The 24,944-nt window shown below is 62.4% G+C and carries 23 protein-coding genes; 16 read left to right on the top strand and 7 right to left on the bottom strand.

Annotated elements, in window-relative coordinates:
* Positions 1 to 81 precede the first annotated feature (81 nt).
* Complete coding sequence (locus AC0VX3_RS07750) at positions 82 to 1,401, bottom strand: ABC transporter substrate-binding protein (protein WP_342892727.1); 1,320 nt, start codon at positions 1,399 to 1,401, stop codon at positions 82 to 84.
* A gap of 253 nt (positions 1,402 to 1,654) precedes the next feature.
* Positions 1,655 to 2,683 carry a LacI family DNA-binding transcriptional regulator gene (locus tag AC0VX3_RS07745; RefSeq protein ID WP_475524217.1) on the bottom strand — a complete coding sequence of 343 codons (1,029 nt, stop codon included), beginning with the start codon at positions 2,681 to 2,683 and terminating at the stop codon, positions 1,655 to 1,657.
* Positions 2,684 to 3,098: 415 nt separating this feature from the next.
* Between AC0VX3_RS07745 and AC0VX3_RS07740 the strand changes: the two genes are divergently transcribed.
* The 9 genes from AC0VX3_RS07740 to AC0VX3_RS07700 all read left to right on the top strand — a co-directional run bounded on the left by AC0VX3_RS07740 (position 3,099) and on the right by AC0VX3_RS07700 (position 13,183).
* A complete protein-coding gene (locus AC0VX3_RS07740) occupies positions 3,099 to 3,779 on the top strand; it encodes an HAD family hydrolase (protein ID WP_342892729.1) in 681 nt (226 codons plus the stop codon).
* Positions 3,780 to 3,919: 140 nt separating this feature from the next.
* Positions 3,920 to 5,530 (top strand): EAL domain-containing protein, encoded by a 1,611-nt coding sequence (locus AC0VX3_RS07735; RefSeq protein WP_475524216.1) that lies wholly within the window; start codon positions 3,920 to 3,922, stop codon positions 5,528 to 5,530.
* 122 nt (positions 5,531 to 5,652) lie between these two features.
* On the top strand, positions 5,653 to 6,609 hold the full coding sequence (locus AC0VX3_RS07730; RefSeq protein WP_475524215.1) for a sugar-binding transcriptional regulator: 957 nt from the start codon (positions 5,653 to 5,655) through the stop codon (positions 6,607 to 6,609).
* 165 nt (positions 6,610 to 6,774) lie between these two features.
* Positions 6,775 to 8,076, top strand: coding sequence for an ABC transporter substrate-binding protein (locus AC0VX3_RS07725; RefSeq protein ID WP_348150323.1), 1,302 nt, complete (start codon positions 6,775 to 6,777; stop codon positions 8,074 to 8,076).
* Positions 8,077 to 8,195: 119 nt separating this feature from the next.
* Positions 8,196 to 9,062, top strand: a complete 867-nt coding sequence (locus AC0VX3_RS07720) for a carbohydrate ABC transporter permease (protein WP_342892732.1) — start codon at positions 8,196 to 8,198, stop codon at positions 9,060 to 9,062.
* 13 nt (positions 9,063 to 9,075) lie between these two features.
* Complete coding sequence (locus AC0VX3_RS07715) at positions 9,076 to 9,906, top strand: carbohydrate ABC transporter permease (RefSeq protein ID WP_342892733.1); 831 nt, start codon at positions 9,076 to 9,078, stop codon at positions 9,904 to 9,906.
* Between the two features lie 14 nt (positions 9,907 to 9,920).
* Positions 9,921 to 10,925, top strand: a complete 1,005-nt coding sequence (locus AC0VX3_RS07710) for an ABC transporter ATP-binding protein (RefSeq protein ID WP_342892734.1) — start codon at positions 9,921 to 9,923, stop codon at positions 10,923 to 10,925.
* Positions 10,922 to 11,695 carry an L-iditol 2-dehydrogenase gene (locus tag AC0VX3_RS07705; RefSeq protein WP_475524214.1) on the top strand — a complete coding sequence of 258 codons (774 nt, stop codon included), beginning with the start codon at positions 10,922 to 10,924 and terminating at the stop codon, positions 11,693 to 11,695. The genes AC0VX3_RS07710 and AC0VX3_RS07705 overlap by 4 nt, the downstream gene beginning before the upstream one ends.
* Positions 11,696 to 11,698: 3 nt before the next feature.
* The gene (locus AC0VX3_RS07700; RefSeq protein WP_475524213.1) at positions 11,699 to 13,183 is read left to right on the top strand and encodes a mannitol dehydrogenase family protein; all 1,485 of its coding nucleotides are present in this window, start codon (positions 11,699 to 11,701) and stop codon (positions 13,181 to 13,183) included.
* Between the two features lie 50 nt (positions 13,184 to 13,233).
* On the opposite strand, the gene AC0VX3_RS07695 is transcribed toward AC0VX3_RS07700, so the two are convergent.
* Positions 13,234 to 14,112 carry a LysR family transcriptional regulator gene (locus AC0VX3_RS07695; RefSeq protein ID WP_342892737.1) on the bottom strand — a complete coding sequence of 293 codons (879 nt, stop codon included), beginning with the start codon at positions 14,110 to 14,112 and terminating at the stop codon, positions 13,234 to 13,236.
* Between the two features lie 114 nt (positions 14,113 to 14,226).
* On the opposite strand from AC0VX3_RS07695, the gene AC0VX3_RS07690 reads away from it, so the two are divergent.
* The 7 genes from AC0VX3_RS07690 to AC0VX3_RS07660 all read left to right on the top strand — a co-directional run bounded on the left by AC0VX3_RS07690 (position 14,227) and on the right by AC0VX3_RS07660 (position 20,734).
* Positions 14,227 to 15,054, top strand: a complete 828-nt coding sequence (locus AC0VX3_RS07690; RefSeq protein WP_475524212.1) for a putative hydro-lyase — start codon at positions 14,227 to 14,229, stop codon at positions 15,052 to 15,054.
* 35 nt (positions 15,055 to 15,089) lie between these two features.
* Positions 15,090 to 16,136, top strand: coding sequence for a TRAP transporter substrate-binding protein (locus AC0VX3_RS07685; protein WP_475524211.1), 1,047 nt, complete (start codon positions 15,090 to 15,092; stop codon positions 16,134 to 16,136).
* An 11-nt stretch (positions 16,137 to 16,147) separates the two neighbouring features.
* A complete protein-coding gene (locus AC0VX3_RS07680; RefSeq protein ID WP_342892740.1) occupies positions 16,148 to 16,681 on the top strand; it encodes a TRAP transporter small permease subunit in 534 nt (177 codons plus the stop codon).
* Positions 16,678 to 17,958 (top strand): TRAP transporter large permease, encoded by a 1,281-nt coding sequence (locus AC0VX3_RS07675; protein WP_475524210.1) that lies wholly within the window; start codon positions 16,678 to 16,680, stop codon positions 17,956 to 17,958. The genes AC0VX3_RS07680 and AC0VX3_RS07675 overlap by 4 nt, the downstream gene beginning before the upstream one ends.
* A gap of 12 nt (positions 17,959 to 17,970) precedes the next feature.
* A complete protein-coding gene (locus tag AC0VX3_RS07670) occupies positions 17,971 to 18,624 on the top strand; it encodes a DUF2848 domain-containing protein (protein ID WP_475524209.1) in 654 nt (217 codons plus the stop codon).
* 86 nt (positions 18,625 to 18,710) lie between these two features.
* The gene (locus AC0VX3_RS07665) at positions 18,711 to 20,012 is read left to right on the top strand and encodes an amidase family protein (RefSeq protein ID WP_475524208.1); all 1,302 of its coding nucleotides are present in this window, start codon (positions 18,711 to 18,713) and stop codon (positions 20,010 to 20,012) included.
* A 182-nt stretch (positions 20,013 to 20,194) separates the two neighbouring features.
* The gene (locus AC0VX3_RS07660; protein ID WP_475524207.1) at positions 20,195 to 20,734 is read left to right on the top strand and encodes a TlpA family protein disulfide reductase; all 540 of its coding nucleotides are present in this window, start codon (positions 20,195 to 20,197) and stop codon (positions 20,732 to 20,734) included.
* 60 nt (positions 20,735 to 20,794) lie between these two features.
* Here the strand turns inward: AC0VX3_RS07660 and AC0VX3_RS07655 are convergent, their stop codons facing one another.
* From AC0VX3_RS07655 to AC0VX3_RS07640, 4 genes are read right to left on the bottom strand one after another with little or no spacing between them, the layout of a single operon-like run.
* On the bottom strand, positions 20,795 to 21,622 hold the full coding sequence (locus AC0VX3_RS07655; protein ID WP_475524206.1) for a heme ABC transporter ATP-binding protein: 828 nt from the start codon (positions 21,620 to 21,622) through the stop codon (positions 20,795 to 20,797).
* 11 nt (positions 21,623 to 21,633) lie between these two features.
* Positions 21,634 to 22,767 (bottom strand): FecCD family ABC transporter permease, encoded by a 1,134-nt coding sequence (locus AC0VX3_RS07650; RefSeq protein WP_348150354.1) that lies wholly within the window; start codon positions 22,765 to 22,767, stop codon positions 21,634 to 21,636.
* Positions 22,768 to 22,774: 7 nt separating this feature from the next.
* Entirely contained in the window at positions 22,775 to 23,671 is an 897-nt protein-coding gene (locus tag AC0VX3_RS07645; protein ID WP_475524205.1) for a heme/hemin ABC transporter substrate-binding protein, read from the bottom strand.
* Entirely contained in the window at positions 23,668 to 24,756 is a 1,089-nt protein-coding gene (locus tag AC0VX3_RS07640; protein ID WP_475524204.1) for a hemin-degrading factor, read from the bottom strand. Before AC0VX3_RS07640 ends, AC0VX3_RS07645 begins: the two co-directional genes overlap by 4 nt.
* Positions 24,757 to 24,944 lie beyond the last annotated feature (188 nt).

The raw sequence follows: 24,944 nt of genomic DNA, 5'->3' as shown, positions 1-24,944 counted from the left end.
TCCGCCGGTTGAAACTTTTTTGTCCTTGAGCAACAGCCGGCCTGGCGAAAACATGCGGGCCGGCTGTTTCTGTTCTCCGGATCAGAGCTTGCCTTCATCCTCGAAGGTTTCCGTCCAGTCCTCGATCAGCTTGTCGAGCGCCTCCTGGGCGGTCCCCTGGTCCGCCACAACGTAGTCGTGCAGACGCTTCTGCATGGCAAGCAGCAGCTCGGCATAGGCCGGCTCCTGCCAGAAGTCCTTGACGTTGTCCATGGCCAGAAGGAAGTCGGAGGCAAACGGCGCACTGTCCGGGAAACCCGGGTCGTTCAGCACGCTGACATGACAGGAATAGCCGCCAAGATCCCACCATTTCTTCTGAACGTCAGGCTGGGCGAACCACTTGATGTACTCAAGCGCCGCGTCCTGCTTGTCGGAATAGGCGACAACGGAAATCCCCTGCCCGCCGAGCGTCGACGCCTCGACATTCTGGCCGGGATTGACGAAGAAGCCGATCTTGTCGCCGCCGACATCCGGATCCGCGTACAGTCCGGGGAAGAAGGCGAACCAGTTCATCGCCATGGCAACCTGGCCGGACTTGAAGGCATCAAGCGACTGCTCCATGTAGCTGTCGGTATAACCCGGAGGCGTCGCCGTCTGGTAGAGCTCCTTGTAGAACTCCAGCCCCGCGACCGCTTCCGCGGAATTGACCGCGCCTTCCATGTCGTATTTGCCTGGCGTCATCTCGTATTTGAAACCATAGGGATACATGGAACTGGTGGCACCCATCGTGATGCCTTCCGAACCGCGTTCGGTGAAGATGGCCGCGCCGTAGCGAGTCTGGCCATCGATTTCACGTTCCTGGAAGAATTGCGCGATCTCCAGAAGCTCTGCCTGCGTTTTCGGCGGCGCCAGATCGCGGCCGTGCTTCTCCTTGAACGCAGCCTGGATCTCCGGCTTTTCGAACCAGTCCTTGCGGTAGAACCAGCCGTTGGCATCGCCCATGGCCGGCAGCGCGTAATAGTTCGGCGTTCCCTTCGGCCAGGTGGAGTAGGCATAGACGGTCGCTGCAGCGAAGTCGTCCATGCTGATGCTCTCCTTGTCGAAGAAGTCGTTCAGCTTGACGTAGTGACCGTTTTCCGCACCGCCGCCGATCCACTGGCTGTCGCCGATCAGAAGATCGCAGAGCTTGCCACCGGAATTCAGTTCGTTCTGCATGCGGTCCGCGAAGTTCGGCCAGGGCACAAACTCGAAACTCATCGAGTGCCCTGACTCGGCCTCGAATTCCTTGGACAATTCCACAAGCGCGTTGGCCGGATCCCAGGCCGCCCAGCACAGCGTCAGGTCTTCGGCCTGCGCATTCGAAACAGTTAGTCCGCTGACCGCCACGATTGCGGTCGCCGCGAAAAAATTCGCAGTTTTCATCGGTGAATTCCTCCCGAAAAGATCGCGCACCGGCGCATGCCGGGCGGTGCACTCCTCCAAGTGCCCGGTCACGGTAAATGACATACGTATGTCAAGTCAACAAAAAAACTGACATACGCCTTTCTTTGAGTGTTTGGAAAGAGCTGTGCCGACGGGCCACCCGGTCTGCCGTGATCTGTAGAGCGACAAGAATGAATGGAAGTTCTGCATTCGCGCCTGGCCGAAACCCGGCCTGAACAAGTGCGGAATCAGGTCAATACAGGTTTTCGCGCATGATGATCTCGATGCGGATCTTTTCCTGTGCCTCGTAGATGCCCCTGCCGTCGCACTTGGCACGCAGAACCCTGAGAGCGCTGCGCACGAGATGACCGACGTTCTGGGCAATCACCGCATCCAGTTCGCCGTCCGCCAGAGCCTGGCGGGTCACCGTTGTCAGGTCGTGCGCGATGACAACAAGCCTGCCGAGCTCCCCTTGCTCCCTCAGGGCATCCAGCATGGACGCATTGCCCGAGCCCATGGAATAAACAGCCTTCAGATCCGGATGATCCCGAAGCGCATGGGCCAGGGTTTCCCGAATACGATCCGGATCGTCGTGAAATTCGATCGTCGGCAGCGCCTTCAGGTCTGGAAAATTCTGAGATAGCACCTCATCCAGCCCGAACCGCCGCTCGATGCTGTCGCGCGATACCATTGAGTTGGCCGCAACCAGAATGCTGCCGGTTTCATTGCGCAGGAATTTTCCAAGCAGGGCACCTGCCGTCTTGCCGGCGGAGAAATTGTCGATCCCCGCGAAGTAGTGACGGCCTGAATTTGGCAGATCGGAAATCAGCGCCACTACATAGACACCGGCACTTCTGATATGGGCAATCGCATCGCGCACGTGGGGCGTTTCCGGCACCATGATCGCCACCCCGTCCAGATCGGGCAGGTTCAGACGTTTCAGCTTGTCGACGACTTCATGCGGGTCCGCTGCGTTCACCAGAAGAATGCCGACGTCCGTGCGGTCTGCGACCTGCGCGCCCGAAGCCTCCTCGACGGCGGCAACAAGTGTCTCGATAAAGTGGTTCGGTCCGTCGGGAAGCACAAAAACAAACCGGTAGCGACGCTGCCTGGCGAGGTTTGCCGCAGCGGTGTCGCGCACATATCCCAGTTTCTGGACCGCCGCCTTGACCCGCTCCGCGTTCTTCGGGCGCACATCCGTACGGCCATTCAGAACCCTGTCAACGGTCGACAGGCTGACCCCGGCTTCGCGCGCAATGTCGTGAACGGTTGGCTTGACCATGCCGCCTCCTCAGTCCGACCAATGTCGCGCGGCAACCTGACATACGTCAATCAGTTTTCCGCGGAACTGCTGCACTCTCACCAGAATTCTCCCAAGGATTTCAGACGATTGCTGGTACACTTGGCACCTGCATCAGACAGGCAGGCCTGTCCGCCAACACGAACACTCCAATAGGCTGATTCACCCGGACCGGCAAACCGGTGGATATCCGGACCTCAAGCCATGTCATCCAATCCACCCGGAACACCCGTCAAAGGCCACGACACCTTGTCTGTTCTTGTGGTCATGGTTTTTTTACAGTAAAGGGCACGACCGCAAGACACTCGGTGGGACGGCGCCGATCGTAGCCACTTGACCAGATGTCCGTGCCGCAAACCGGAAAAAGGCCCGATCAGGACCAGAAACGGAAACGCCAGTGCCCTCCGGAATAGACCTTGTCATTTTCGACTGCGACGGCGTGCTGATCGACAGCGAGGTCATCAGCGCACGCATGCTGGTCGCCGAACTCGCCCGGCGCGATGTCCACATCACCATGGATTATGTCGCGCACCATTTTCTGGGTCGCAGCTATCCGGTGGTGCTGCAGCAGATCCGCCTGGAATTCGGCGTCGACTTGCCGCCGGAATTCGAAATCGCCTACCGGGCAAACCTGTTGAAGGCCTTCGAAACCGAATTGAGACCGATCAGCGGCGTCCGCCGCGCGATCGAACAATTGCGGACCGACTATTGCCTCGCCACAAGCTCCAGCCCGCCCCGCCTTGCCAGGTCGCTTGAAATTACCGGCCTGACCGACCTGTTCGAAGGACGCGCCACGACAGCCTCCGAGGTCGAGCACGGCAAGCCTGCGCCGGACCTGTTCCTGCTCGTGGCCGAAAGACGCGGCGTGGCCCCGGACCGCTGCCTGGTGATCGAGGACAGCGAAAACGGCATCAAGGCGGGGCTGGCCGCCGGCATGCGGGTCTGGCGCTTCACCGGCGGCGCGCATCTCACTGCGCTTGCGGACGCGGAGAATGCGGCGGCAGGCGCCGCACGGACCTTCTCGTCCTTTGAAGATTTCTTCCGGATCGAGCCTGATTTGCAGTTGGCAGCGACCTGAAGACGCGCACCGGGCATGAGGCGATCCGCGTGTTTGCGGTACGGGCGCCCTGCGGGGAAATGACAACTGGATATTTTCTTACGCTACGTTAGCTTAAGTTGGATGCTCTAAATCCGGCCCGAACCGGAAGGTGTCCAAGGATGCGTCCCAAAACACAAAAACCTGCGTTTTTTCCCTTGGTCGTGGCGTTCACGGCATTCGGGATCGGCGCTATCGCAGCCTGGCTGATCGCAAGCCAACAGCTTCATACGGTTCTCACCGACCAGAAAGACTATGTTGTCAAAAGAATAAGCCTTGAATTCCAGCATCGCGACAAACTGTTCCGGGCCTTCGCCGGCACTGCGAGCCAGGAGTGCTCGGAAACTTTGCTGGCGGACTTTCGCCGCGCGCTTTTCGAACACGACGGCGTCCGCGACATTGCCGTCTTTGACGATGACACCGGCGAAATCAGATGCACGGCCCTCCTCGGAGAGTTGAGCCGGCCGGTGAAACTGTCACCCGAGACCGGCATGGCAACCCCGACGCCGGATATGTCCGTCTGGATAGATCCTGAAGGTCTCGATTATCCCGGCGTGAAGAAATTCATTCTTTTCCAGCACGGTCCGGTCGCCGTCATTGTCTATCCCACATGGCCAGGTGACCTGCCCCCCGGCCGCGCCTGGGAAGTGACCGCGACTGCACCGGACGGAAAGACCAAGGTCACGACCCTTGGACAGAGCGGGGTGTCCCTGGACTACCAGCGCACGCGCTGGAATCCTTTCACCGCGTTTCTCTACCTGCGTTCCTGCGAACTGGAAAGCGGCATCATCTGCCTTTACCTGCAGGCCGGGGTGGGCGAACTGATCGTCACCGAATGGCCGCTGCTGGTGACGGCCAATTTGTTCAACATTGCCTTGGCCGTCCTCGTTTTCCTTCAGATCCGAACCTACCTGATGAACCGCAATTCTGTCGCCAGCCGGGTCCGACGTGCAGTCCGCTCCGGTGGTTCTCAGTTCAGGTGTGTCTACCAGCCGATCATCGACTTGCGGTCCAGCCGGCTTTCCGGATGCGAGGTGCTCGCACGCTTCGAGGATGCGCACGGACTGCTGTCTCCCGCGGAGTTCATTCCGGAAATCGAACGCCAGCGCCTGACCTGGATCTTCACGGAAATCGTGCTCGCGCGCGCCCTGAAGGATCTGGAAAAGATCCTGGAAGCCCATCCGGAACTCGGCATTTCGGTGAATTTCTTTCCCGCCGACCTCGACGACGCCCATGTCGACAGGCTCTGCACAAGCAAGCCGCTTCGGCGTGCCGCCCTCCGCAAGCTTCGCCTGTGCTGTGAAATACTGGAAACAGGCATACTCGACCCGGATCGCATGCAGAAAGTCCATGGCTTCCTCGACCGGTGCGGTTTCCTGATCGCAATCGATGATTTCGGAACCGGCTACTCCAACATTGCCCAGGTCAGGAACGGCCACATCGACCTCATCAAGATCGATCGCTCCTTCGTTCAGGAGCTCGACAGGAAACTGCCCGCCATGCGGGGAAACCTTGTCGCCCCCATGATCGAGATCGCCCGTTCGATCAATGTCGATGTCGTCGCCGAAGGTATCGAAACGGAAGCCCAGTTGTCACAGATCATGGATCTGAAGGTGCGTTACGGCCAGGGATATTTCCTCTCGAAACCCCTTGAAATCGGCGACTTCCGGGAGTTCGTGCACGCGGACCTGAAAAACGCGCCCAGCACCGTCGTCAGGCTGAAAAAATCCTGACCCTGCAACCGCCCGGGAAAGAGAAATTTCGCTGGACGACTCGAGGCAAGCAACGCGAGCATTTGCATCTTTGACGGATTTCTTTCAGCTTGTGCCCCCATTGCGACGAGACTGAAGGCGACATGAAACAGAAGAACCCCGCAGAGGCCACACGTCTCGACGACGCCGCACGAGCCGGCTGGCTGTACTATGTGGCCGGAAACACGCAGGACGAAATCGCCCGCAAGCTCGGAGTCTCGCGGCAGTCGGCGCAGCGGCTCGTGTCGCTGGCCGTCAGCGAACGGCTCGTCAAGGTCCGGCTCGATCATCCCATCGCCCATTGCATGGAACTGAGCAGCCGGGTGAGCGACCGTTTCGGACTTCAATCCTGCGAAGTCGTGCCGAGCGATCCGGACGCGCCATCGTCGCCGATCGGCATTGCCCAGGCGGCCGCGGCCGAGATGGAGCGCCATTTCAGCTCCCGGCAGCCCCGGATCATAGCCTTCGGCACCGGACGGACCCTGCGCGCCTGCGTCGACCAGCTTCCCGCCATGGATTGTCCGCAACACCGGATCGTCTCGCTGCTGGGCAACATGATGTCGGACGGGTCCGCATCGGCCTACAACGTGATCATCCGGCTCGCGGACCGCGTCAATGCCCGCCATTATCCGATGCCCCTGCCCGTGTTCGCGCGCTCCCGCGAGGAATTGCACCTGCTGCACAATCAGGAAGCGGTTCACAATATTCTCGACCTGATCCGCCAGGCCGACGCAACCTTTGTCGGCATCGGCAACATGGGCCAGAGCGCTCCGCTTTCCATGGACGGCTTCGTCAGCCTCGACGAAATGAGGGCGCTGGAGAATGCCGGTGCGGTCGGCGAGATCACCAGTTGGGTCTATGACCGCAACGGGGACCTGATCGAGGGGCACACCAACGATCTGGTTGCAAGCGCCCCGCTCCTGCCGGCGGGCGACAAACCCGTCTACGGTGTGGCCGCCGGCAGCACCAAGGTACCAGGCATGCTGGGCGCCCTGAGAGGACGTTTGGTCAATTGCCTGATCACGAACGAGGCCACAGCTGAGCAATTGCTCAAGGAATGAGCTTTTTCCCACTTATTATAACATATTGATATTTATACTTATTTTGCACTGCAGCGATGAATGTTTGATCAGATTCATGATTCATCGCTTGACTCGAACACAGCTTCGTTGCGAATATTTGCTCGCAAGAATGGCAAATGCCCAATCTCGCTTGGGAGGATAAATATGACATTTCATACCCGTGCGCTCCTCGGCGCATGTGCGGTTGCAGCACTGTGTGTTCCAGCAACTGCAGACACGCTCACCATCGCGACCGTCAACAATGGCGACATGATCCGCATGCAGGGTCTGACCAAGGATTTCACCGACAAGACCGGCCACACCGTCGAGTGGGTCACGCTTGAGGAAAATGTCCTGCGCCAGCGTGTGACCCAGGACATCGCCGCCAAGGGCGGCCAGTTCGACATCATGACCATCGGCATGTACGAAACACCGATCTGGGGCAAGCAGGACTGGCTTGTCGCACTCGACGATCTGCCGGCAAGCTATGACACCGACGACATCCTGCCGGCCATGCGCGGCGGCCTGTCGGTCGATGGAACGCTCTATGCGGCGCCGTTCTACGGCGAAAGCTCCATGATCATGTATCGCACCGATCTGATGGAGAAGGCCGGGCTGGACATGCCCGACGCGCCGACCTGGGAATTCGTTGCCGACGCGGCTCGCAAGATGACCGACAAGGACAACGAGATCTACGGCATCTGCCTGCGCGGCAAGGCCGGCTGGGGCGAGAACATGGCGTTCCTGACCGCAACCGGCAATGCATTCGGCGCACGCTGGTTCGACGAGGACTGGAAACCCCAGTTCGACACGCCCCAGTGGAAGGAAACGCTCTCCTTCTACATCGACCTGATGAACGAAGCCGGCCCTCCGGGCGCTTCCACCAACGGCTTCAACGAAAACCTGTCGCTGTTCCAGCAGGGCAAATGCGGCATGTGGATCGACGCCACCGTGGCGGCCTCCTTCGTGACCAACCCGGATGACAGCACGGTCGCCGACAAGGTCGGCTTTGCCCTGGCACCGGACACGGGCCTCGGCAAGCGCGGCAACTGGCTCTGGGCATGGGCGCTCGCCATTCCGGCAGGCACCCAGAAGGAAGCCGCCGCCAAGCAGTTCATCGAGTGGGCGACGTCCAAGGAATACCTGGAACTCGTTGCCGCCAATGAAGGCTGGGCGAACGTTCCTCCCGGCACCCGGACCTCGCTTTACGAGAACCCGGAATACGCCAAGGTGCCGTTTGCGAAAATGACCCTGGACAGCATCAACTCCGCTGATCCGACCGATCCGACTGTCGACCCGGTGCCCTATATCGGCGTGCAGTTCGTCGCCATCCCGGAGTTTGCCGGCATTGCGACCCAGGTTGGCCAGGAATTCTCCGCGGCGCTCGCCGGCCAGCAGACGGTCGACGAAGCCCTCGCGAAGGCTCAGACCCTGACGGCCGAAGAAATGGAAGCCGCGGGTTACTAGGACTTCGCAACTTCAATTGAGGGGGCGGGACCCGTCCCGCCCCCTCTCTCTCTGTTCTTGAATTAAGACGTTTTCACCCATCAGTGACGGCAAGGCCCGTCGACAGATCAGGTGTGACCATGGCAACCCAGCATTCCCGTTCCGCCGCCCGCATCATGATGGCTCCCGCCGTCGTCCTGCTTCTTGGCTGGATGCTCATTCCACTGACGATGACCCTCTACTTCTCGTTCAAGAAATACCTGCCGCTGCGCGGTGGTGATCTTGGCTGGGTCGGGTTCGACAATTACGTCCGCTTTGTCTCCTCCAGCGCCTTCTGGCCGAGTGTCCAGACGACCCTCGTCATCGTCGGCGGCGTCCTCGTGATCACAGTCGTGCTCGGCGTCCTGCTCGCGGTCCTGCTGGACCAGCCGCTCTGGGGCCAGGGCATTGTCCGCATTCTCGTGATCGCGCCCTTCTTCGTGATGCCCACGGTCTCGGCGCTGGTGTGGAAGAACATGTTCATGGATCCCGTGAACGGTCTTTTCGCGCATCTTTGGAAATTCTTCGGTGCGCAGCCGGTGGAATGGCTCAGCGACGCCTCGCTGTTCTCGATCATTCTGATCGTGTCGTGGCAATGGCTGCCCTTCGCAACGCTGATCCTGCTGACGGCGATCCAGTCGCTCGACAGCGAGCAGCTCGAGGCCGCCGAAATGGACGGCGCCCCGCCGCTGTCCCGCTTCGCCTGGATCACCCTGCCGCATCTGTCCCGGGCCATCACGATCGTCGTGCTGATCCAGACGATCTTCCTGCTGGCGGTCTTCGCCGAAATCTTCGTGACCACACAGGGCTCGTTCGGCACACGGACGCTGACCTACCTGATCTTCCAGCGTGTCCTGGAAAGCCAGAATGTCGGTCTCGGTTCCGCGGGCGGTGTTTACGCCATCATTCTCGCCAACATTGTCGCGATCTTCCTGATGCGCATTGTCGGCAAAAATCTGGACTCGTGAGGAGGTAAAGACCATGGCCCGCGCAGTCACCAATCGCCGCAAGGCCGTCAACACGCTGATCGCGTGGAGCATCGGCCTGCTGATCTTCTTTCCCATACTCTGGACGATCCTGACCAGTTTCAAGACAGAGGCCCAGGCGATCAACGATCCGCCGCTGTTCCTGTTCTTCGACTGGACGCTCGAAAACTACTCCGTCGTCCAGGAACGCTCCGACTACATGCGCTTTCTCTGGAACTCGGTCATCATCGCCGGCGGATCGACGATCCTGGGCATCCTGATCGCGGTACCCGCCGCCTGGTCCATGGCGTTCGTGCCCTCCAAACGCACCAAGGACATCCTGCTGTGGATGCTGTCGACCAAGATGCTTCCGGCGGTCGGCGTTCTCTACCCGATCTATCTGCTGTTCATCCAGTTGGGTCTGCTCGACACCCGCGTCGGTCTCACACTGGTGCTGATGCTGATCAACCTGCCGATCATCGTCTGGATGCTCTACACCTACTTCAAGGAAATCCCGGGAGAAATTCTTGAAGCGGCCCGCATGGACGGCGCGTCCCTGAAGGAAGAGATCCTCTACATCCTCACGCCGATGGCGATACCCGGAATTGCGTCCACCTTGCTGCTCAACATCATCCTGGCCTGGAACGAAGCGTTCTGGACCTTGAACCTGACCGCGGCGAAAGCCGCCCCCCTCACCGCATTCATTGCCAGCTATTCCAGCCCGGAAGGTCTGTTCTACGCCAAGCTGAGCGCCGCCTCGACCATGGCGATCGCGCCCATCCTCATTCTCGGCTGGTTCAGCCAGAAACAGCTTGTGCGCGGCCTCACCTTCGGCGCGGTCAAATAGAGAGAGACAGAAAAATGGGTCAGATCACTCTCAACCAGATAACCAAGAGCTTCGGCGACGTTCAGGTGATCCCGCCGCTGGACCTTGAGATCAACGACGGTGAATTCGTGGTCTTTGTCGGCCCGTCGGGTTGCGGCAAGTCCACGCTCCTGCGCCTGATCGCGGGTCTGGAGGACGTCAGCAGCGGCGACATCACCATCGATGGCAGAAACGCCACCGAGGTGCCGCCGGCCAAACGCGGCCTTGCCATGGTGTTCCAGTCCTATGCGCTCTACCCGCACATGTCCGTGCGCAAGAACATCGCCTTTCCGCTGCGCATGGCGGGCCTCGACAAGGCGGCCCAGGACGCCAAGGTGGAAGCGGCGGCCAGCGTCCTCAACCTGACCGACTATCTCGACCGCCGGCCGGGTCAGCTTTCCGGCGGCCAGCGCCAGCGCGTCGCCATCGGCCGTGCCATCGTGCGTGAGCCCGCCGCCTTCCTGTTCGACGAACCGCTGTCGAACCTGGACGCGGCCCTGCGCGTCAACATGCGCCTGGAAATCTCCGAGCTGCACCAGACCCTCGAGACGACCATGATCTACGTGACCCACGATCAGGTCGAGGCCATGACCATGGCCGACAAGATCGTCGTGCTGCAGGCCGGTGTGATCGAACAGGTCGGCTCGCCTCTTGATCTCTATCACGCGCCCCGCAACAAGTTCGTCGCAGGTTTCATCGGCTCGCCCAAAATGAACTTCCTGATGGGGACCTATGCGGCCGACTACGGCGCCACCACGATCGGTGTCCGGCCGGAACACCTGACGGTCTCGTCGAGTGGCGGCAAATGGAGCGGCAAGGTCGGCGTTTCGGAGCATCTTGGGTCCGACACGTTCCTTTACGTCGACGTTGACGGTCTGGACGAGCCGATGACCGTGCGGTCTTCCGGCGAGGTCAATTTCCGCCATGGCGACACCGTTCACCTGACCCCGGACCCGGAAAAGATCCACCGGTTCGACGATCAGGACCTGAGGATCCCATGAAGCGTCTGGACGGAAAATCCGCGCTGATCACCGGTGCCGCCCGCGGCATCGGCAAGGCCTTCGCCGCGCGTTATGCCGCGGAAGGTGCCACGGTTGCCATCGCCGACATCAATCTTGCAGGCGCCGAGCAAGCGGCGGCCGAGATCGGATCGAACGCTTATGCCGTCGCGCTCGACGTGACCGACCAGGCGTCGATCGACGCGGCAATCGCCACCGTTGAACAGACCGCGGGCGGCCTCGACATCCTGATCAACAACGCCGCGCTGTTCGATCTGGCACCCACCGTCGAGATTTCGCGCGAGAGCTGGTCCAGGCTTTTCGACATCAATGTCGGCGGCACGCTGTTCATGCTGCAGGCGGCCGCGAAGTCCATGATCCGTCGTGGCCGGGGCGGCAGGATCATCAACATGGCCAGCCAGGCGGGCCGGCGCGGCGAAGCGCTGGTCGGCGTCTATTGCGCGACCAAGGCGGCCGTGATCAGCCTGACCCAGTCGGCCGGCCTCGACCTGATCCGGCACGGCATCAACGTGAATGCCATCTCTCCCGGCGTGGTTGACGGCGATCACTGGAACGGCGTCGACGCCCTGTTCGCCAGATACGAAGGCCTGCGGCCCGGTGAAAAGAAGGCGGCCGTCGGCGCGGCCGTTCCCTTCGGCCGCATGGGCACCGCCGATGACCTCACCGGCATGGCCGTTTTTCTGGCGTCCCCCGATGCCGACTATATCGTCGCGCAAACCTACAACGTCGATGGCGGCAACTGGACGAGCTGACCAATGACTCAAAAGCTGAAACTCACCGTGCTTCACAATCTACCTGACACTGTCAAGGCTCCGGCGTATGCGCGGACCGATCTCACGCCCGGCATCCTGCATATCGGCGTCGGCAACTTTCATCGGGCCCACCAGGCAATCTACCTCAGCAGGCTGTTCGATCGCGGAGAAGGCCTCGACTGGGCCATCGTCGGCGCCGGGCTCAAGCCCTATGACGAGACCATGCGTCAAAAGCTTGCCCCCCAGGACTGGCTGACGACCGTGGTCGAGCTCGATCCACAGGGGCTGAGCGCGCAGGTCTGCGGCGCGATGATCGATTTCATAGACGTTGATCCGGCGGCCGTGGTCGCCCGGCTGAGCGAAGCCGACATCCGCATCGTCTCGCTGACCATCACCGAGGGAGGGTACTTCGTCGATCCGAACACCGGCGGCTTCGACACCGCCCATCCGGAAATCCAGGCCGACCTTGCCAGGCCGGACGCGCCCGAAACCGTTTTTGGCGTTCTTGTTGCCGCGCTTTTGCGGCGCCGCGAACGTGGTGTCGCGCCGTTCACGGTGATGTCCTGCGACAACCTTCCCGAAAATGGCCACATGGCCAGACAGGCCGTCGCGGGCTTCGCCAGGGCCCTGTCCACCGAGACGGGCGCATGGGTCGCGGACCACGTCGCCTTTCCGAACGGCATGGTCGACTGCATCACCCCGGCAACCGGAGAGCGCGAGCGCGCACTGGTCAGGGACCGCTTCGGCCTCGAGGACGCGGCACCCGTCGTTTGCGAACCGTTCCGGCAATGGGTGCTGGAGGACAATTTCCCCGCCGGGCGCCCCGCGCTGGAAAAGGTTGGCGTCGAATTCGTCAAGGACGTCGCGCCCTACGAACTCATGAAACTGCGCATCCTGAACGGAGGCCACGCGGCCATTGCCTATACCGGCGCCCTGCTCGGACATCATTTCGTCCACGACGCCATGGCCGATCCGCTGATCCGGGCGTTCCTGAGGATGCTGGAGGAAGACGAAATCCTGCCGACCGTCCCGGAGATAGCGGGCGTCAGCTTTCCGGCCTATCTCGACACGGTGATGGAGCGTTTTTCCAATCCCGCGGTGGGAGACACCATTCCCCGCCTCTGTCTGGACGGATCGAACCGGCAGCCGAAATTCATCCTGCCGTCCATTCAGGACCGTCTGGACGCGGGCCTGCCCGTGACCGGCCTGGCATTCGAGACCGCATTGTGGTGCCGGTATTGCCTCGGCCAGGACGAGGCCGGCGGCACCCACGTGATCGAGGACGAAAACGCGGCTCTTCTGCAGGGCTGGGCAAGGGATGTCTATGAAGGTGGCACGGGCGCATTCGTGATGCCGGACCTGTTCGGCGGGCTCGGCACGAACGACGTTTTCCTGTCGGCCTTCCGCCACGCGGCCGAAAAGATCGCCGCCGAAGGTGTCGCCGGAGCGATGAACAGCTACCTGGACCGACGTTTCGAGGCAGCCTGAAGCCACCGTCCGGTGGACCATCATAACGTGCTGCGGGAAACACCCTTTCCTCACGCATTGATCGCTTCGTGATGCGCGACCGCGATCTGCTGGGCAACCCTGGCGGCGCGCGTGATCAGCTCATTGCGCGGTTCGCCGATATAGGTCGCCGTGAACCGCAGCGGCGTCGGCAGCCAGCCCGGATCGAAGGTGGCGATCCGTTCCTCCTCCACGAGCCGGCGCCCGAGTTCCTGCGGCAGAATGCCGACGGCGATCCCGGACGCCACCATTTCGAACCCTGTCGACAGGGAATTCGTCGGAAAGATCTGCGCCGCGATGCCATGACGGTCCCGAAGCTGCTGCATCAACTCCCGATAGGGACGGGAATTCCGGGTATAGGTAATGACCGGCGTCACGCTGAGATCCGGGTCGGGAAGGTCCACCGGACGGTACCAGGCGAGCTCGAAAGCCGGCAGATCCAGATTGTCGACATTGAATTCGGAGATCGGTCCCATCAGGATCGTCAGGTCCAGGGACCGGTCCAGCAGCATCTCCCTCAGATTGAGCGAGATATCGACCGAAACCTCGATCTTGAGGCGGGGAAAGTTGCGGTGCAGTTCTCGCAGGAACTCCGGCAGCCAGGTCTGCGCCACCGTCTCCGCCACACCCAGTCTCAGCAGGGAGCTGATGCTGTCTTCCGACATCACATCCCCCTTGATCCGTTCCAGGATGGCCATCACCTGATCGGCATGCTGCTTCAGCAGCACCCCTTTTCGGGTCAGCACGACACCGGTCGACACCCTGCTGAAGAGCGCGGTGCCAAGATAGGCCTCCAAACCGGAAATGCGTGCGGAAACAGCCGGTTGAGATATATGCATCTGTTCGGCGGCACGCCTGACGCCGCCCATTCGTGCAACTGCCAGGAACGTCCTGAGTTGTTCAAGCGTCATGAAAACAAACCTCTTTCAAGCGATCGAAATAATTGATCACTTTGGACAGAAATTGACGATTTGACTTGATATTAGATCCGCCCCAGCATTTTGCCACTCATATTCGAGGTGGACATGACGACAGCGCTTGCCGATTTTGCCCAATTGACAGAAATGACCCCGTCCGACGCGCGCCGGGCGATCCGGCTCGGCCGTTACAGCGGTCATACGGCGGGTCTTGCCGGCGGCAGGCTCCAGTGCAATCTGGCCATCGTCCCCGTCGAATACGCCGCCGATTTTCATGCCTTCTGCCGCAACAATCCCAATTCCTGTCCCCTGGCGGGTATCTCCGCTCCCGGCGAAGCGTCAATTGCGCGGCTCGGAGCCGATGTCGACATCCGCACCGATGCGGCCCGCTACAATGTCTACCGTTTCGGCAGACTGGAAAGACAGGTCACCGATCTTTCCGGCCTGTGGCAGGATGATCTCGTCGCCTTCGCGATCGGCTGCTCCTTCACCTTTGAAAATGCCCTGCGCCAGGCCGGCATCGCCATGCGCCACATCGACGAGAATGTCACGGTCCCGATGTACCGGACCACGCTCGAAACAGTGCCCAGCGGCCCGTTCGGCGGCGGCATGGTGGTCTCCATGCGACCGGTGCCCGAAGACCGGCTGCAGGACGTTCGACAGATCTGCGGCAACTACCCGCTCGCTCATGGCGCACCCGTTCATGCGGGGGACCCGCACGCCATCGGCATCTCCGATCTGAATGCTCCGGACTGGGGCGCGCCGGTCGAGGGCCGCAAGGGCGAAGTCCCCGTGTTCTGGGCCTGCGGTGTCACTCCGCAGGCCGCCATAATGACGGCGAAGCTGCCGCTGTCGATCACCCACGCCCCCGGTGCCATGCTCATCGCCGATGTCGACGAGCAGACGGACCCAATCTACCAACTTAACGATAACTAATTGAAATACATAATAAACAGAGGATGGAACTGAATATGAAAAGCTTGTTGAAACTGTCCACAGTCTCGATGATCGCACTCACAGCCGGCACGATTGCCCAGGCTGAAGAGCTTTCCGTCGTCGGAAGCTGGAGCGGCCTGCCGCTGCACAAGGAATATGAAGCTCCGTTCTGGACGGAAAAGCTTCCGGAAATCTCCGGCGGCGACCTGACCGCAACGCTCACCACCCACGACCAGATGGGCATCGGCGGCGGCGACGTGTTTCGCATGCTGTCCCAGGGCGTCTTTGATGTCGGCATGACCGTTGCCGACTACGCCGTGTCCGACAGCGTCGCGCTGGAAGCCCTGGACGTGCCGCTGATCGCACCTGACGCAGACACCGCGAAAAAGGCCGTCGATGCGGCAAGACCCATGGTCGACGACATCTACAAGGACATCTTCAACGCCAAGGTCCTCGGCATTGCCCCCTACCCGCCGCAAGTGGTTTTCTGCAATGCCGACATCGCCTCTCTGGATGACCTGAAGGGCAAGAAGGTTCGGGCCTCCGGACGCATGACCGCGAAGTTTCTCGAAGCGCTCGGCGCCGAAGGCGTCAATGTCGGCTTCGGCGAAGTCCCCGGTGCCCTGCAGCGCGGTGTCGTCGATTGCGCCATTACCGGTGCAGGCTCGGGCTACAATGCCGGCTGGTGGGAAGTCTCCACCCACCTGATGCCGATCCCGCTCGGCGGCTGGGACCCGGTCGTCACCGCGATCAATCTGGACAAGTGGAACGCACTCTCCGACGAGCAGAAGGCCACACTTGAAAAAGGCGTTCAGGAATACGTCGAGGCCCCCGCCTGGGAAAGCGCCCAGAACGCCCTGGAGAACGATATCGTCTGTTTGACCGGCAGCGGCGAATGTCCTTACGGTGACGCCAGAGATCTGGTGCTTGTCGAAGCCAGCGACGCGGATCTGGCGAAAGCCAGGGAAGTCCTGATCACCGAAGTTCTGCCGGACTGGGCGGAACGCGCGGGCGGCGACTGGGCCAAGCGCTGGAGCGATACGGTCGGTGAAGTCACCGGCGTCAAACTCGACACGAACTGAGGCCCCCTTCGATGATGTCCCTGGTATCCCTCATCCGGCGGTTGAACGACCGCCTCGCGATCGGTGTCGGCCTTGCGCTGATGGCCTGCGTCGCGTTCACCCTGGTGGAGATTGTCAGCCGCCGGCTGGGGGCTTCGCTCGGGGGCGTCGACGAGATCTCCGGCTACGTGATGGCCGTCACCACGAGCTGGGGCATAAGTTATGCCCTGACGGAGCAGGCGCATGTGCGCATCGACCTGCTCCGTCAGCGCCTCGTTCCCTTCGGGCGGGCGGTCTTCGACATCATTTCGCTCTTCTGCCTGGCGGCGACGGCCCTCGTGGTCGCCTGGCGTGGATGGGCCGTCGTGGAAAAAACGCTTTCCACCGGTGCGCGCGCCAACACGCCGCTTGAAACGCCGCTGCTGATCCCGCAGTCCCTGTGGTGGGCGGGCTGGGTCTGGTTCGCCGTTTCGGCCAGCCTCCTGCTGGTCTCCGTCCTGGTGAGATTCACGAAGGCCGACTACACGTCCGTTGACCGGATCGCCGGCGCGCGGGGGGAAGCATGATTGCCTTCACATCCTTCGGCCTGCTGGGGCTGCTGACCCTGTCGATTCCGGTCGGCATCGTCCTCTTCCTTCTGGCCTTCGGCATCGACACGTTCTTCAGCCCGTTTCCCCTGATGCGCGGGCTCGGTCAGGTGGTCTGGTCGTCCTCCAACAGCGCCACGCTCATTGCCATTCCACTGTTCGTGCTGCTGGGTGAAATCCTGGTGCGCAGCGGCGTCGCCCGGCGGACCTATGCCGCGCTGGAAAAATGGGTGGCCTGGATGCCGGGCGGCCTGATTCACGCCAACATCGCCACCTCGACCATGTTTTCCGCGACCTCCGGTTCGTCCGTCGCCACGGCGGCAACGGTCGCGACCGTTGCCATGCCGCAGGCGCAGGAACTCGGCTACAACCAGAAACTCTTCTCCGGCGCGATTGCCGCCGGCGGCACGCTCGGCATCATGATCCCGCCGTCGATCAACCTGATCGTCTACGGCTTCCTGACCGAAAGCTCGATCCCACGGCTCTTTCTTGCCGGGCTCATCCCGGGCCTGTTCCTGGCCGGCCTGTTCATGGCGATCACCGTCATACTGTGCGTCATCCGGCCCTCGCTCGGCGGTCCCCGGCGCTCGAGCACGGCAGCGGAAAAACTCTCCGGCCTTGCCGATCTTCTGCCCATTCTCGGCCTGTTTACCGCCATTGTCGGCACGATTTATGCCGGCTGGGCGACGCCGACGGAAGCAGCCGCCGTCGGCGTCGCCATCGCCCTCGTGATCGCCGCCCACCAGAAAGCGCTCAATCGGGAAATGCTGTTCGAAGCCCTTCGCGGGGCGGTAAAGACGTCCGCCATGATCATGCTCGTGGTCATCGGCGCCTATGTCCTCAATTTCGCCCTCACGGCCGCCGGCGTCAGCCGGGCGCTGCAGAACCTTCTGGGCGGACTGGGTCTCGGACCGCTCGAGACCCTGCTGGTGATCGTCCTGATCTACATCGTCCTCGGCTTCTTCATCGAAACCCTGTCGCTGATGGTCGCGACCATCCCGATCGTCGTGCCGATCATCGTCGAGCTCGGCTACGACAAGATCTGGTTCGGCATCCTGATGATCATCCTGGTGGAAATGGCGCTGATCACACCGCCGGTCGGCCTGAACCTCTACGTGGTTCAGGCGGCGCGAAAAACCGGAAGCTTCAGCGATGTCATGCTGGGCTGCATTCCCTATGCGCTGGCGATGCTGGCCATGGTCGGACTGCTGATCCTGCTGCCGCAACTGGCGCTCTTCCTGCCTTCAACACTCTGAGAAAGAACTCCCATGCAATTCAAAACCGCAACAGGAGTGCTTTCCTGCACTCCGGACCGGCTCATCGTAGCCGGCTGGACCGGCCGCGATCGGGCCGCGGTCGATCATCATATCGAGGAACTGGCGGCCATTGGCGTGCCCGCGCCGTCGTCCGTGCCGCTCTACTACCAGTGCGCGCCCGCGCTGCTGACACAGGAAGCCTCCATTCAGGTACTCGGTGACCAGTCCTCCGGCGAGGCGGAACCCTTTCTCCTGAAACAGGACGGCAGGATCTGGCTCGGGCTCGCCTCGGACCATACGGACCGGTCGCTGGAGACCTACTCGGTCGCATGGTCCAAACAGGCCTGCGCCAAACCCGTCGCCGACACGCTCTGGCTGTTCGAGGACGTCGCCGATCGCCTGGACAGTCTGACATTGCAATCCTGGATCCGCGAGAGCGACGGATGGGTGGCCTACCAGGAAGGCACGCTGGCCGCGATGCTGCCGCTGCAGAAGTTGATCGACAGTGCCGGTCTGCGGGACGGCACGGCCATGCTGTGCGGCACCCTTCCCGCCATCGGCGGGGTCCGGCCCTCCGCCGAAATCAGGATGAAACTGGAAGACCCGGGTTCAGGCCAGTCGATCTCTTTGAGCTACACCAGCACTTTTCTCGATATCGTTTCGTGATATCCATCGGGGCTGGCGCCCGGGCAGACCTGATGACGATGACAGGCCCGGGCCCTTTCCCTTGATGACTTTTTAAGGTCCTGTCCATGAGCACGCCGTTTCCCTGGTCCCCTGAAACCTTGCAGAACCGCCTTGATTCATTCTTTCAGGCGGCGACCGGCGACCCGGCAGCCGCGGATATTTTCATCAAGCTGCTCGAAGACGGCGCCCGGGCACAGGCAAGGCAGGCAGCAGGAGCAGGAGCAGGAGCAGGAGCAGGATCACCGCTGGCCGGCGCTCTCATCAGCGTCAAGGCACTGTTCGATGTTGCCGGTGAAGTCACCACGTCCGCCTCGAAGGTCTTGCGTGGTGACCTGCCAGCGGCGGCACACGCGCCCGCGATCGCCCGTCTCGATGCGGCCGGAGGCGTGTTCGTCGGATTGACCAACATGTCGGAATTCGCCTATTCCGGCCTCGGCCTCAACCCTCACCACGGCACCCCGCGAAATCCGGCCTGGCCCGGTTGCGCTCCCGGCGGCTCCACCAGCGGCGGCGCGGTTTCGGTCGCCCTCGGTCTTTGCGACGTGGCCATCGGCAGCGACACCGGCGGCTCGCTCCGCATTCCGGCGGCCTTCACCGGCATCACCGGGTTCAAGCCGACCCAGGCCTCCGTGCCCCTGACGGGCGGCAAACCGCTGTCGGACAGCCTCGACAGTTTCGGTCCGATGGCAAGATCCGTCGCCACCTGCGAACTCGCCTGGCAGGTCATGGCCGGCCGGCCGGCCGTGCCTTCGTCTCCCGCCGCGACCCGTCTGGTCATCCCGCGCAACTTCGGTTTCGACGAGATCGACGCCCAGGTCTCCAAAGGCTTCGAGGCGGTTGTCCGGCAGCTTCAGGATGCGGGTTTCGACGTGATCGAGAAGACCCTCGCCTCAATGGCCCTCTACCGGGACGTCCCGCCCTGGCACATGACATCGGTGGAATCGCGTGCCCATTACGAGGACCATTTCCAGGGGTCACCTGAAGACTTCGATCCCCGTGTCCATGCCCGCATGGCCCGCGCCGATGAAATAACCGCAATCGACTACCGCCAGACCCTCAACCGGCGTGCGGACTTCATCGCAGCGTTCCGCAAGGAACTGGGCGGCGACATGCTGCTGCTGCCGACCACCCCGATCCTGCCGCCGAACATCGACGATCTCGCCGATGACGACACCTTCAACCGCATGAACCTGCTGGCGCTGCGCAATCCGTCCCTGGCGAACATCGCCGACGCCTGCAGCCTCGCCCTGCCCTATTCTCACGACGGCAAGGTCCTGAGCGCAATGCTCGTTGCCACCGGCGGACAGGACGACGCCCTGCTTGCCTGCGGGAAGGCGGTTGAAAGCGCGCTTGCGGGGATTGATTGAATCGAGCTGCTGCCGGTTTGCACCGAAGGGCCCGCCTGAACCGGTCGACCTCCGTCTCGCGAATGTGAACCGGGTCCTCGTTGCAAAAGATCCGGTGCCGCTTACCTTTGCCACGAATGGAAGATGCGTTTCCAAAGCACTCCAAGGCACCCCAAGGCACCATCAAGCGCGGCAGTGACCATATGACGGGATTGACGAGACGGGACATTCTGGCCGGATCAGCCGCACTGGCACTGATGCCGTCGGCGGCAGTGGCATCAAGCCCTGACTTCCGGTCCCTCGGGCTTGCCCGACCGGCCTTCGAAATCGACCCCAAGCTCGACCTGACGGATCTTGAAGGGACGCGGCACAGGATCGGCGATTATCGCGGCAAGGTGCTGGCGGTGTCCTTCTGGGCGACCTGGTGTCCGCCCTGCCGCAGGGAAATGCCCGCTCTTGCACGGCTCGCCCGGGAGCTTGGCCGGGACGATTTCGCCGTTCTGGCGGTCAATGTCGGCGACCGGGAAGACAGGATCAGGGCGTTTCTCGACGAGATCGACGATGACGGCCTGACCGTCCTGATGGACACCGGCAAGACCATGCCCGGCATCTGGTACCTCAGGGGGCTTCCGGTCACCTACATCCTGAACGGTTCGGCCGAGGTGATCCTGGCCGCGGTCGGCGACCGGGTCTGGGATGCGCCGGAGATGGTGACGGCGCTGAAGGAACTGAACCGGCGCTGACATGCGGCGCAGCTCCGACGATGCGTCAGGCCCCTTGAGGCAACCAAGGTGGCAACCACGTCAGTCCGCCTCCACCGGAACGATCACGGGCCGTGCGCTGCCGCGCCGTTCCAGGATCTCCAGCGGGAAACCATAGGCCCGGGACAGAAGCTCCGGCTGCATCACCTCGTCGCGCGCGCCGAAAGCCAGCCGCGTGCCATCGCGCATCACCAGCGCCCGGTCCGCGAAGGCGGCGGTCAGGTTCAAATCGTGCATGACCGCGACAACGCCGCCGCCCCGCGCCGCATAATCGGCAGCAAGGCGCATGATCTGGTACTGATGCTTGATGTCGAGGCTGGAGACCGGCTCATCCAGAAACAGCCAGCGCGGCGGGCCGTCCGCGGGGACCGGGTCCCAGACCTGGCACAGGACCCGGGCCAGTTGAACCCGCTGCTGTTCGCCGCCGGACAGATCCTGATAGGTCCGGCCTTCAAAACCGGACAGGCCGACCCGGGCGAGGGCCTCGGCGATCCGCCGGGCGCGTTCCTGCCGGTTCCGGCGCCGGTCGATCAGACCGAGACCGACCACCTCGGATGCGGTCAGAGGAAAGGAGATCTGGCTGGCCTGCGGCAGCACCGCCCGCATGTCCGCCATGAATTCCGGAGCGAGACCGCCGACTTCCAGACCCGCAAGCGTGATCTGTCCGCAATAGGACATCTCGCCGGTCATGGCTTTCATCAGCGTTGTCTTGCCCGAGCCGCTCGGCCCGATGATCGCGAGCATTTCTCCGGTCGCAGCGTGAAACGACAGGTCTTTCACGATCGGGGTTTTTCCGGCGGACACGCTGACGCCGGAGACGGCAAGCCCGCTTGCCTGCGCCGCAGCAGTTACCTGGGTCTGGTGAAACATCTTTGCCTCCGTCACAGCCCGGTCAGGCCGCGTTTGCGCAGCAGGATCCAGAGGAAGAAAGGCGCTCCGGCAAAAGCCGTGATGATGCCGATCGGCATTTCGGCCGGCGCCACGATCGTCCGCGCCAGCGTGTCCGCCGCGATCAGCATGCAGGCGCCCAGAAGCGCGGAGGCCGGCAGCAGAAAGCGGTGGTCCGGACCGATGCTGAGCCGGAGCAGATGCGGCACCACGATGCCGACGAAGCCGATCCCGCCGCTGACGGCAACGGAGGCGCCGGTCGCGGCGGCAACCAGCAGGATGCTGATGTTCTTGAGCCGCTGGACCCGGACACCGAGATGGGCCGCAGCCGCCTCGCCGAGGGTCAGCGCATTCAGCCCCCGCGCCAGAAACGGCACGCTGGCCAGCATCACCAGAATGATCGGCGCCGCGGAAAGAAGCTTCTCCCCGTTCGCACCCGCGAGCGAACCCAGTCCCCAGAACTGCAGGTCCCGGAGCTCCTGGTCGTCGGCGACGTAAACCAGAAGGCCGGTCATCGCCCCCGTCAGCGCTCCCAGCGCGATACCGGCGAGGAGCAGCGTCGCGACCGAGGTGATGCCGCCGCGCGTGCCGATCCGGTAAAGCAGTAGCGTGGTGATCAGCCCGCCGAAAAACGCCGCGAACGGGATCGCATAGATGCCGAGGACGGCCATCACCGGCGCAAGGGCCGCATTGCCCAGAACAATGAACAGCGCCGCGCCCAGACCGGCACCGGCAGAGACCCCGACAATGCCCGGGTCTGCCAGCGGGTTGCGGAACAGGCCCTGCATCACCGCGCCGGACACCGCCAGCGCGGCACCGACCAGCCCGCCGAGAACGACACGTGGCAGGCGAATGTCCATCAGCACGACCCAGTCCCGGACGGAAACGCCATCCGGAACGCCTTCACCGGCGCCGAGCAGATGTCCTGGAACATGCGGCAGGATGCCCAGCACCGGGATGGCGATCGGTCCGGTCGCAAGGCTGGCGAGCATGACTGCCACCGTCACCACGACCAGGACAGCGATCACCGCCCGTGCGAGCGGTTCCCGGTTGCCGTCCCGCGCCTCGCGTCTGCCGAACCAGCTGCCGGAACGCGAAGCCCGCTCCGAAAGCGGCGTGTCACTCATGGCCCGGTCAGCTCCGGACACCGGAAAGCTCGACCGCCAGATCCCGGATGGCTGCTGCGGTGCGTGGACCGAAGCCGAGCAGATACTGGCCGCCCATCTTGACCAGCCTGTTGTTCAGGCCGGCGGGTGTCTGGCCGAGCGCGGGATGCTCAAACAGCGCTTCCGCGCTGGTCCCGTGATCTCCGGTCCTGTCCATCATCAGCACCACGTCCGGCGCGGCGCTGAGGATGGCCTCGTCGCTCAACTGCTTGTAGCCTGAGAAATCGGACACTGCGTTTTCCGCGCCCGCCAGTTTCAGGATGCCGTCGGCGGCCGTGTCGCTTCCCGACGCCAGAATGCGCCCGCCCTTGGTGGACAGGACGAACAGGACCCGGACGCCGGACGACTTGCCTTCCGCATCCTGCTGCGCAGCCGACAGATCGGCTTCCAGTTTTTCCGCGAGGGCCTCGGCCTTTTCAGGAACGCCCAGCACCGCGCCGACCTTGCGGACCTTGGCGACAATGCCTTCCGCCGTATAGGTTTCCGGGACATCGGCAACGGCCACGCCCGACTTTTTCAGCACGGCCACCGCTTCCGGTGGCCCGCTGCCCTCCAGCATGAGAACGAGGTCCGGGTCGACCGACAGGACACCTTCGGGCGACAGCGCGCGAATGTAACCGACATCGGGCAAGGCGTTTGCTTCCTCGGGGAAAATACTGGTCGTGTCCCGGGCGATGAGCCGGTCCTGTTCACCCAGCGCGAAAATCACTTCAGTGACGGAACCACCCACGGCGACCACCCGGGACGCCTGAGGCGGCCCGGCGTTGTCCGCAAGAGGCGCCCTGCCGGGCGTAAACACGGCTGCGACGGTCAAGGCCAGCGCGGCGGCGATACCGCAAATGCGGCTGGATGGCAACGCGTTCATTCTGCGGCTCCCAACTGAACGGACGGCTCGAGTTTCGGCAGTTTTTCCACCATGCCGCGCCAGTCGGAACGTTCCGAATTGCCCTCGCCGCGCACGCCGAAGAACTGGATGATCTGCTGGCCGTCGCTGTCGAAGGCTTCCACCGACGTGACATGGCCGACATCCGCCGGCTTGCGCACCGCCCAGACATGGCAGATCTGGTCGGTCCTCAGATGCAGATGGAACGTCGGGTCCATCACGTTGATCCACGGCCCCTTCTCCATGACGGTCTTGATCTCGCCGGAGTGGATCTGAATGCAGCCGCGGTTGCCGACAAAGCACATGATCGGAATGTCCTCGGACGTTGCCAGACGCAGCAACGTCGTCACGGAACTCCGGTCCAGGGACCATGCCCACGCATCGCCGGCCAATTCGTAGGCACTGACACGGTCAAGCTCCAGGTCTTTCAGCATCCCGTGAAACTGGTGCGGATCGGTCATGCGCTGCCAGCGGTCGCGCAACTCAGTCTCGGAACCTTCGGACGGCAGCTTGCGAGAAAACGGCTCGGCCTCACTGATGACGGGCAGCACGTCCGGGGTCTGATCGTCCAGAAGAAGCGCTTCCACCAGCCTGTCCCAGGCTGCCCGGTCGGTTTCCGGGCGGGCATGGATTTTCTGAACCGCGTCGCCGTGCGCGTCGAAGAACTGCAGCGAGCGGCGGACGTCCTTGCCGTCCTCCTTTTCGACTGCGAACCCATGCACCCAGACAGACGGGAACATGCGCGTGTCGATCTGGGCGCCCAGCATCAGGGCGGCCCTCTTTCCGTTCACGAACTTCTCGAACGGCCCGATCTTTTCATGCACGGCGCTTTCGTTGCGGGTCAGCGCCATCACCGTGCCAACGTCCTTCAACCCCGGAAACAGGACATCGAAGTCCGGCGCAATCCGGCGCGCGCCATGCCCGACCATACTGGCGACCAGCTCCGCTTCCGAGATATCGAGGATACGAGCGAGGTCCCGCTCCCGCATCTTCGGGTTCTGAGCCCGCGCCTGCCGGATTTCGGCAGCGCCCGGTCTGGTTACGGAGGAGATCGGATCGGCTTTCATGAGTCGTGCCCTTTTGGTGTTCATCCGCCCGCGCCGCCATCCATGCTCCCCGTTAACTCCATGAGATAACAAAGTTTTTTGAACGTTTCTAAAGTGGCAATTTCTTGCCGCGACAGCGAACTTATTCTTGACTCGTATACTCACCTTTCATTAGGACATCAATACCTGAGTCACTGGCTCATGTTATA

The sequence above is a fragment of the Roseibium sp. QJM3NY_11 genome (genome assembly GCF_056173175.1).
The sequence above is the reverse complement of the archived record's forward strand: the minus strand, read 5'-3'. Positions and strand labels throughout refer to the sequence as shown.

Excerpts from the sequence above, each read along its gene's own strand:
- AC0VX3_RS07700 (WP_475524213.1), top strand. The coding sequence starts at position 11,699 with ATGACTCAAAAGCTGAAACTCACCGTGCTTCACAATCTACCTGACACT.
- AC0VX3_RS07660 (WP_475524207.1), top strand. The coding sequence starts at position 20,195 with ATGACGGGATTGACGAGACGGGACATTCTGGCCGGATCAGCCGCACTG.
- AC0VX3_RS07715 (WP_342892733.1), top strand. The coding sequence starts at position 9,076 with ATGGCCCGCGCAGTCACCAATCGCCGCAAGGCCGTCAACACGCTGATC.
- AC0VX3_RS07640 (WP_475524204.1), bottom strand. The coding sequence starts at position 24,756 with ATGAAAGCCGATCCGATCTCCTCCGTAACCAGACCGGGCGCTGCCGAA.
- AC0VX3_RS07675 (WP_475524210.1), top strand. The coding sequence starts at position 16,678 with ATGATTGCCTTCACATCCTTCGGCCTGCTGGGGCTGCTGACCCTGTCG.
- AC0VX3_RS07730 (WP_475524215.1), top strand. The coding sequence starts at position 5,653 with ATGAAACAGAAGAACCCCGCAGAGGCCACACGTCTCGACGACGCCGCA.
- AC0VX3_RS07665 (WP_475524208.1), top strand. The coding sequence starts at position 18,711 with ATGAGCACGCCGTTTCCCTGGTCCCCTGAAACCTTGCAGAACCGCCTT.
- AC0VX3_RS07690 (WP_475524212.1), top strand. The coding sequence starts at position 14,227 with ATGACGACAGCGCTTGCCGATTTTGCCCAATTGACAGAAATGACCCCG.
- AC0VX3_RS07645 (WP_475524205.1), bottom strand. The coding sequence starts at position 23,671 with ATGAACGCGTTGCCATCCAGCCGCATTTGCGGTATCGCCGCCGCGCTG.
- AC0VX3_RS07685 (WP_475524211.1), top strand. The coding sequence starts at position 15,090 with ATGAAAAGCTTGTTGAAACTGTCCACAGTCTCGATGATCGCACTCACA.
- AC0VX3_RS07680 (WP_342892740.1), top strand. The coding sequence starts at position 16,148 with ATGATGTCCCTGGTATCCCTCATCCGGCGGTTGAACGACCGCCTCGCG.
- AC0VX3_RS07710 (WP_342892734.1), top strand. The coding sequence starts at position 9,921 with ATGGGTCAGATCACTCTCAACCAGATAACCAAGAGCTTCGGCGACGTT.
- AC0VX3_RS07720 (WP_342892732.1), top strand. The coding sequence starts at position 8,196 with ATGGCAACCCAGCATTCCCGTTCCGCCGCCCGCATCATGATGGCTCCC.
- AC0VX3_RS07670 (WP_475524209.1), top strand. The coding sequence starts at position 17,971 with ATGCAATTCAAAACCGCAACAGGAGTGCTTTCCTGCACTCCGGACCGG.
- AC0VX3_RS07725 (WP_348150323.1), top strand. The coding sequence starts at position 6,775 with ATGACATTTCATACCCGTGCGCTCCTCGGCGCATGTGCGGTTGCAGCA.
- AC0VX3_RS07735 (WP_475524216.1), top strand. The coding sequence starts at position 3,920 with ATGCGTCCCAAAACACAAAAACCTGCGTTTTTTCCCTTGGTCGTGGCG.
- AC0VX3_RS07695 (WP_342892737.1), bottom strand. The coding sequence starts at position 14,112 with ATGACGCTTGAACAACTCAGGACGTTCCTGGCAGTTGCACGAATGGGC.
- AC0VX3_RS07745 (WP_475524217.1), bottom strand. The coding sequence starts at position 2,683 with ATGGTCAAGCCAACCGTTCACGACATTGCGCGCGAAGCCGGGGTCAGC.
- AC0VX3_RS07650 (WP_348150354.1), bottom strand. The coding sequence starts at position 22,767 with ATGAGTGACACGCCGCTTTCGGAGCGGGCTTCGCGTTCCGGCAGCTGG.
- AC0VX3_RS07705 (WP_475524214.1), top strand. The coding sequence starts at position 10,922 with ATGAAGCGTCTGGACGGAAAATCCGCGCTGATCACCGGTGCCGCCCGC.
- AC0VX3_RS07750 (WP_342892727.1), bottom strand. The coding sequence starts at position 1,401 with ATGAAAACTGCGAATTTTTTCGCGGCGACCGCAATCGTGGCGGTCAGC.
- AC0VX3_RS07655 (WP_475524206.1), bottom strand. The coding sequence starts at position 21,622 with ATGTTTCACCAGACCCAGGTAACTGCTGCGGCGCAGGCAAGCGGGCTT.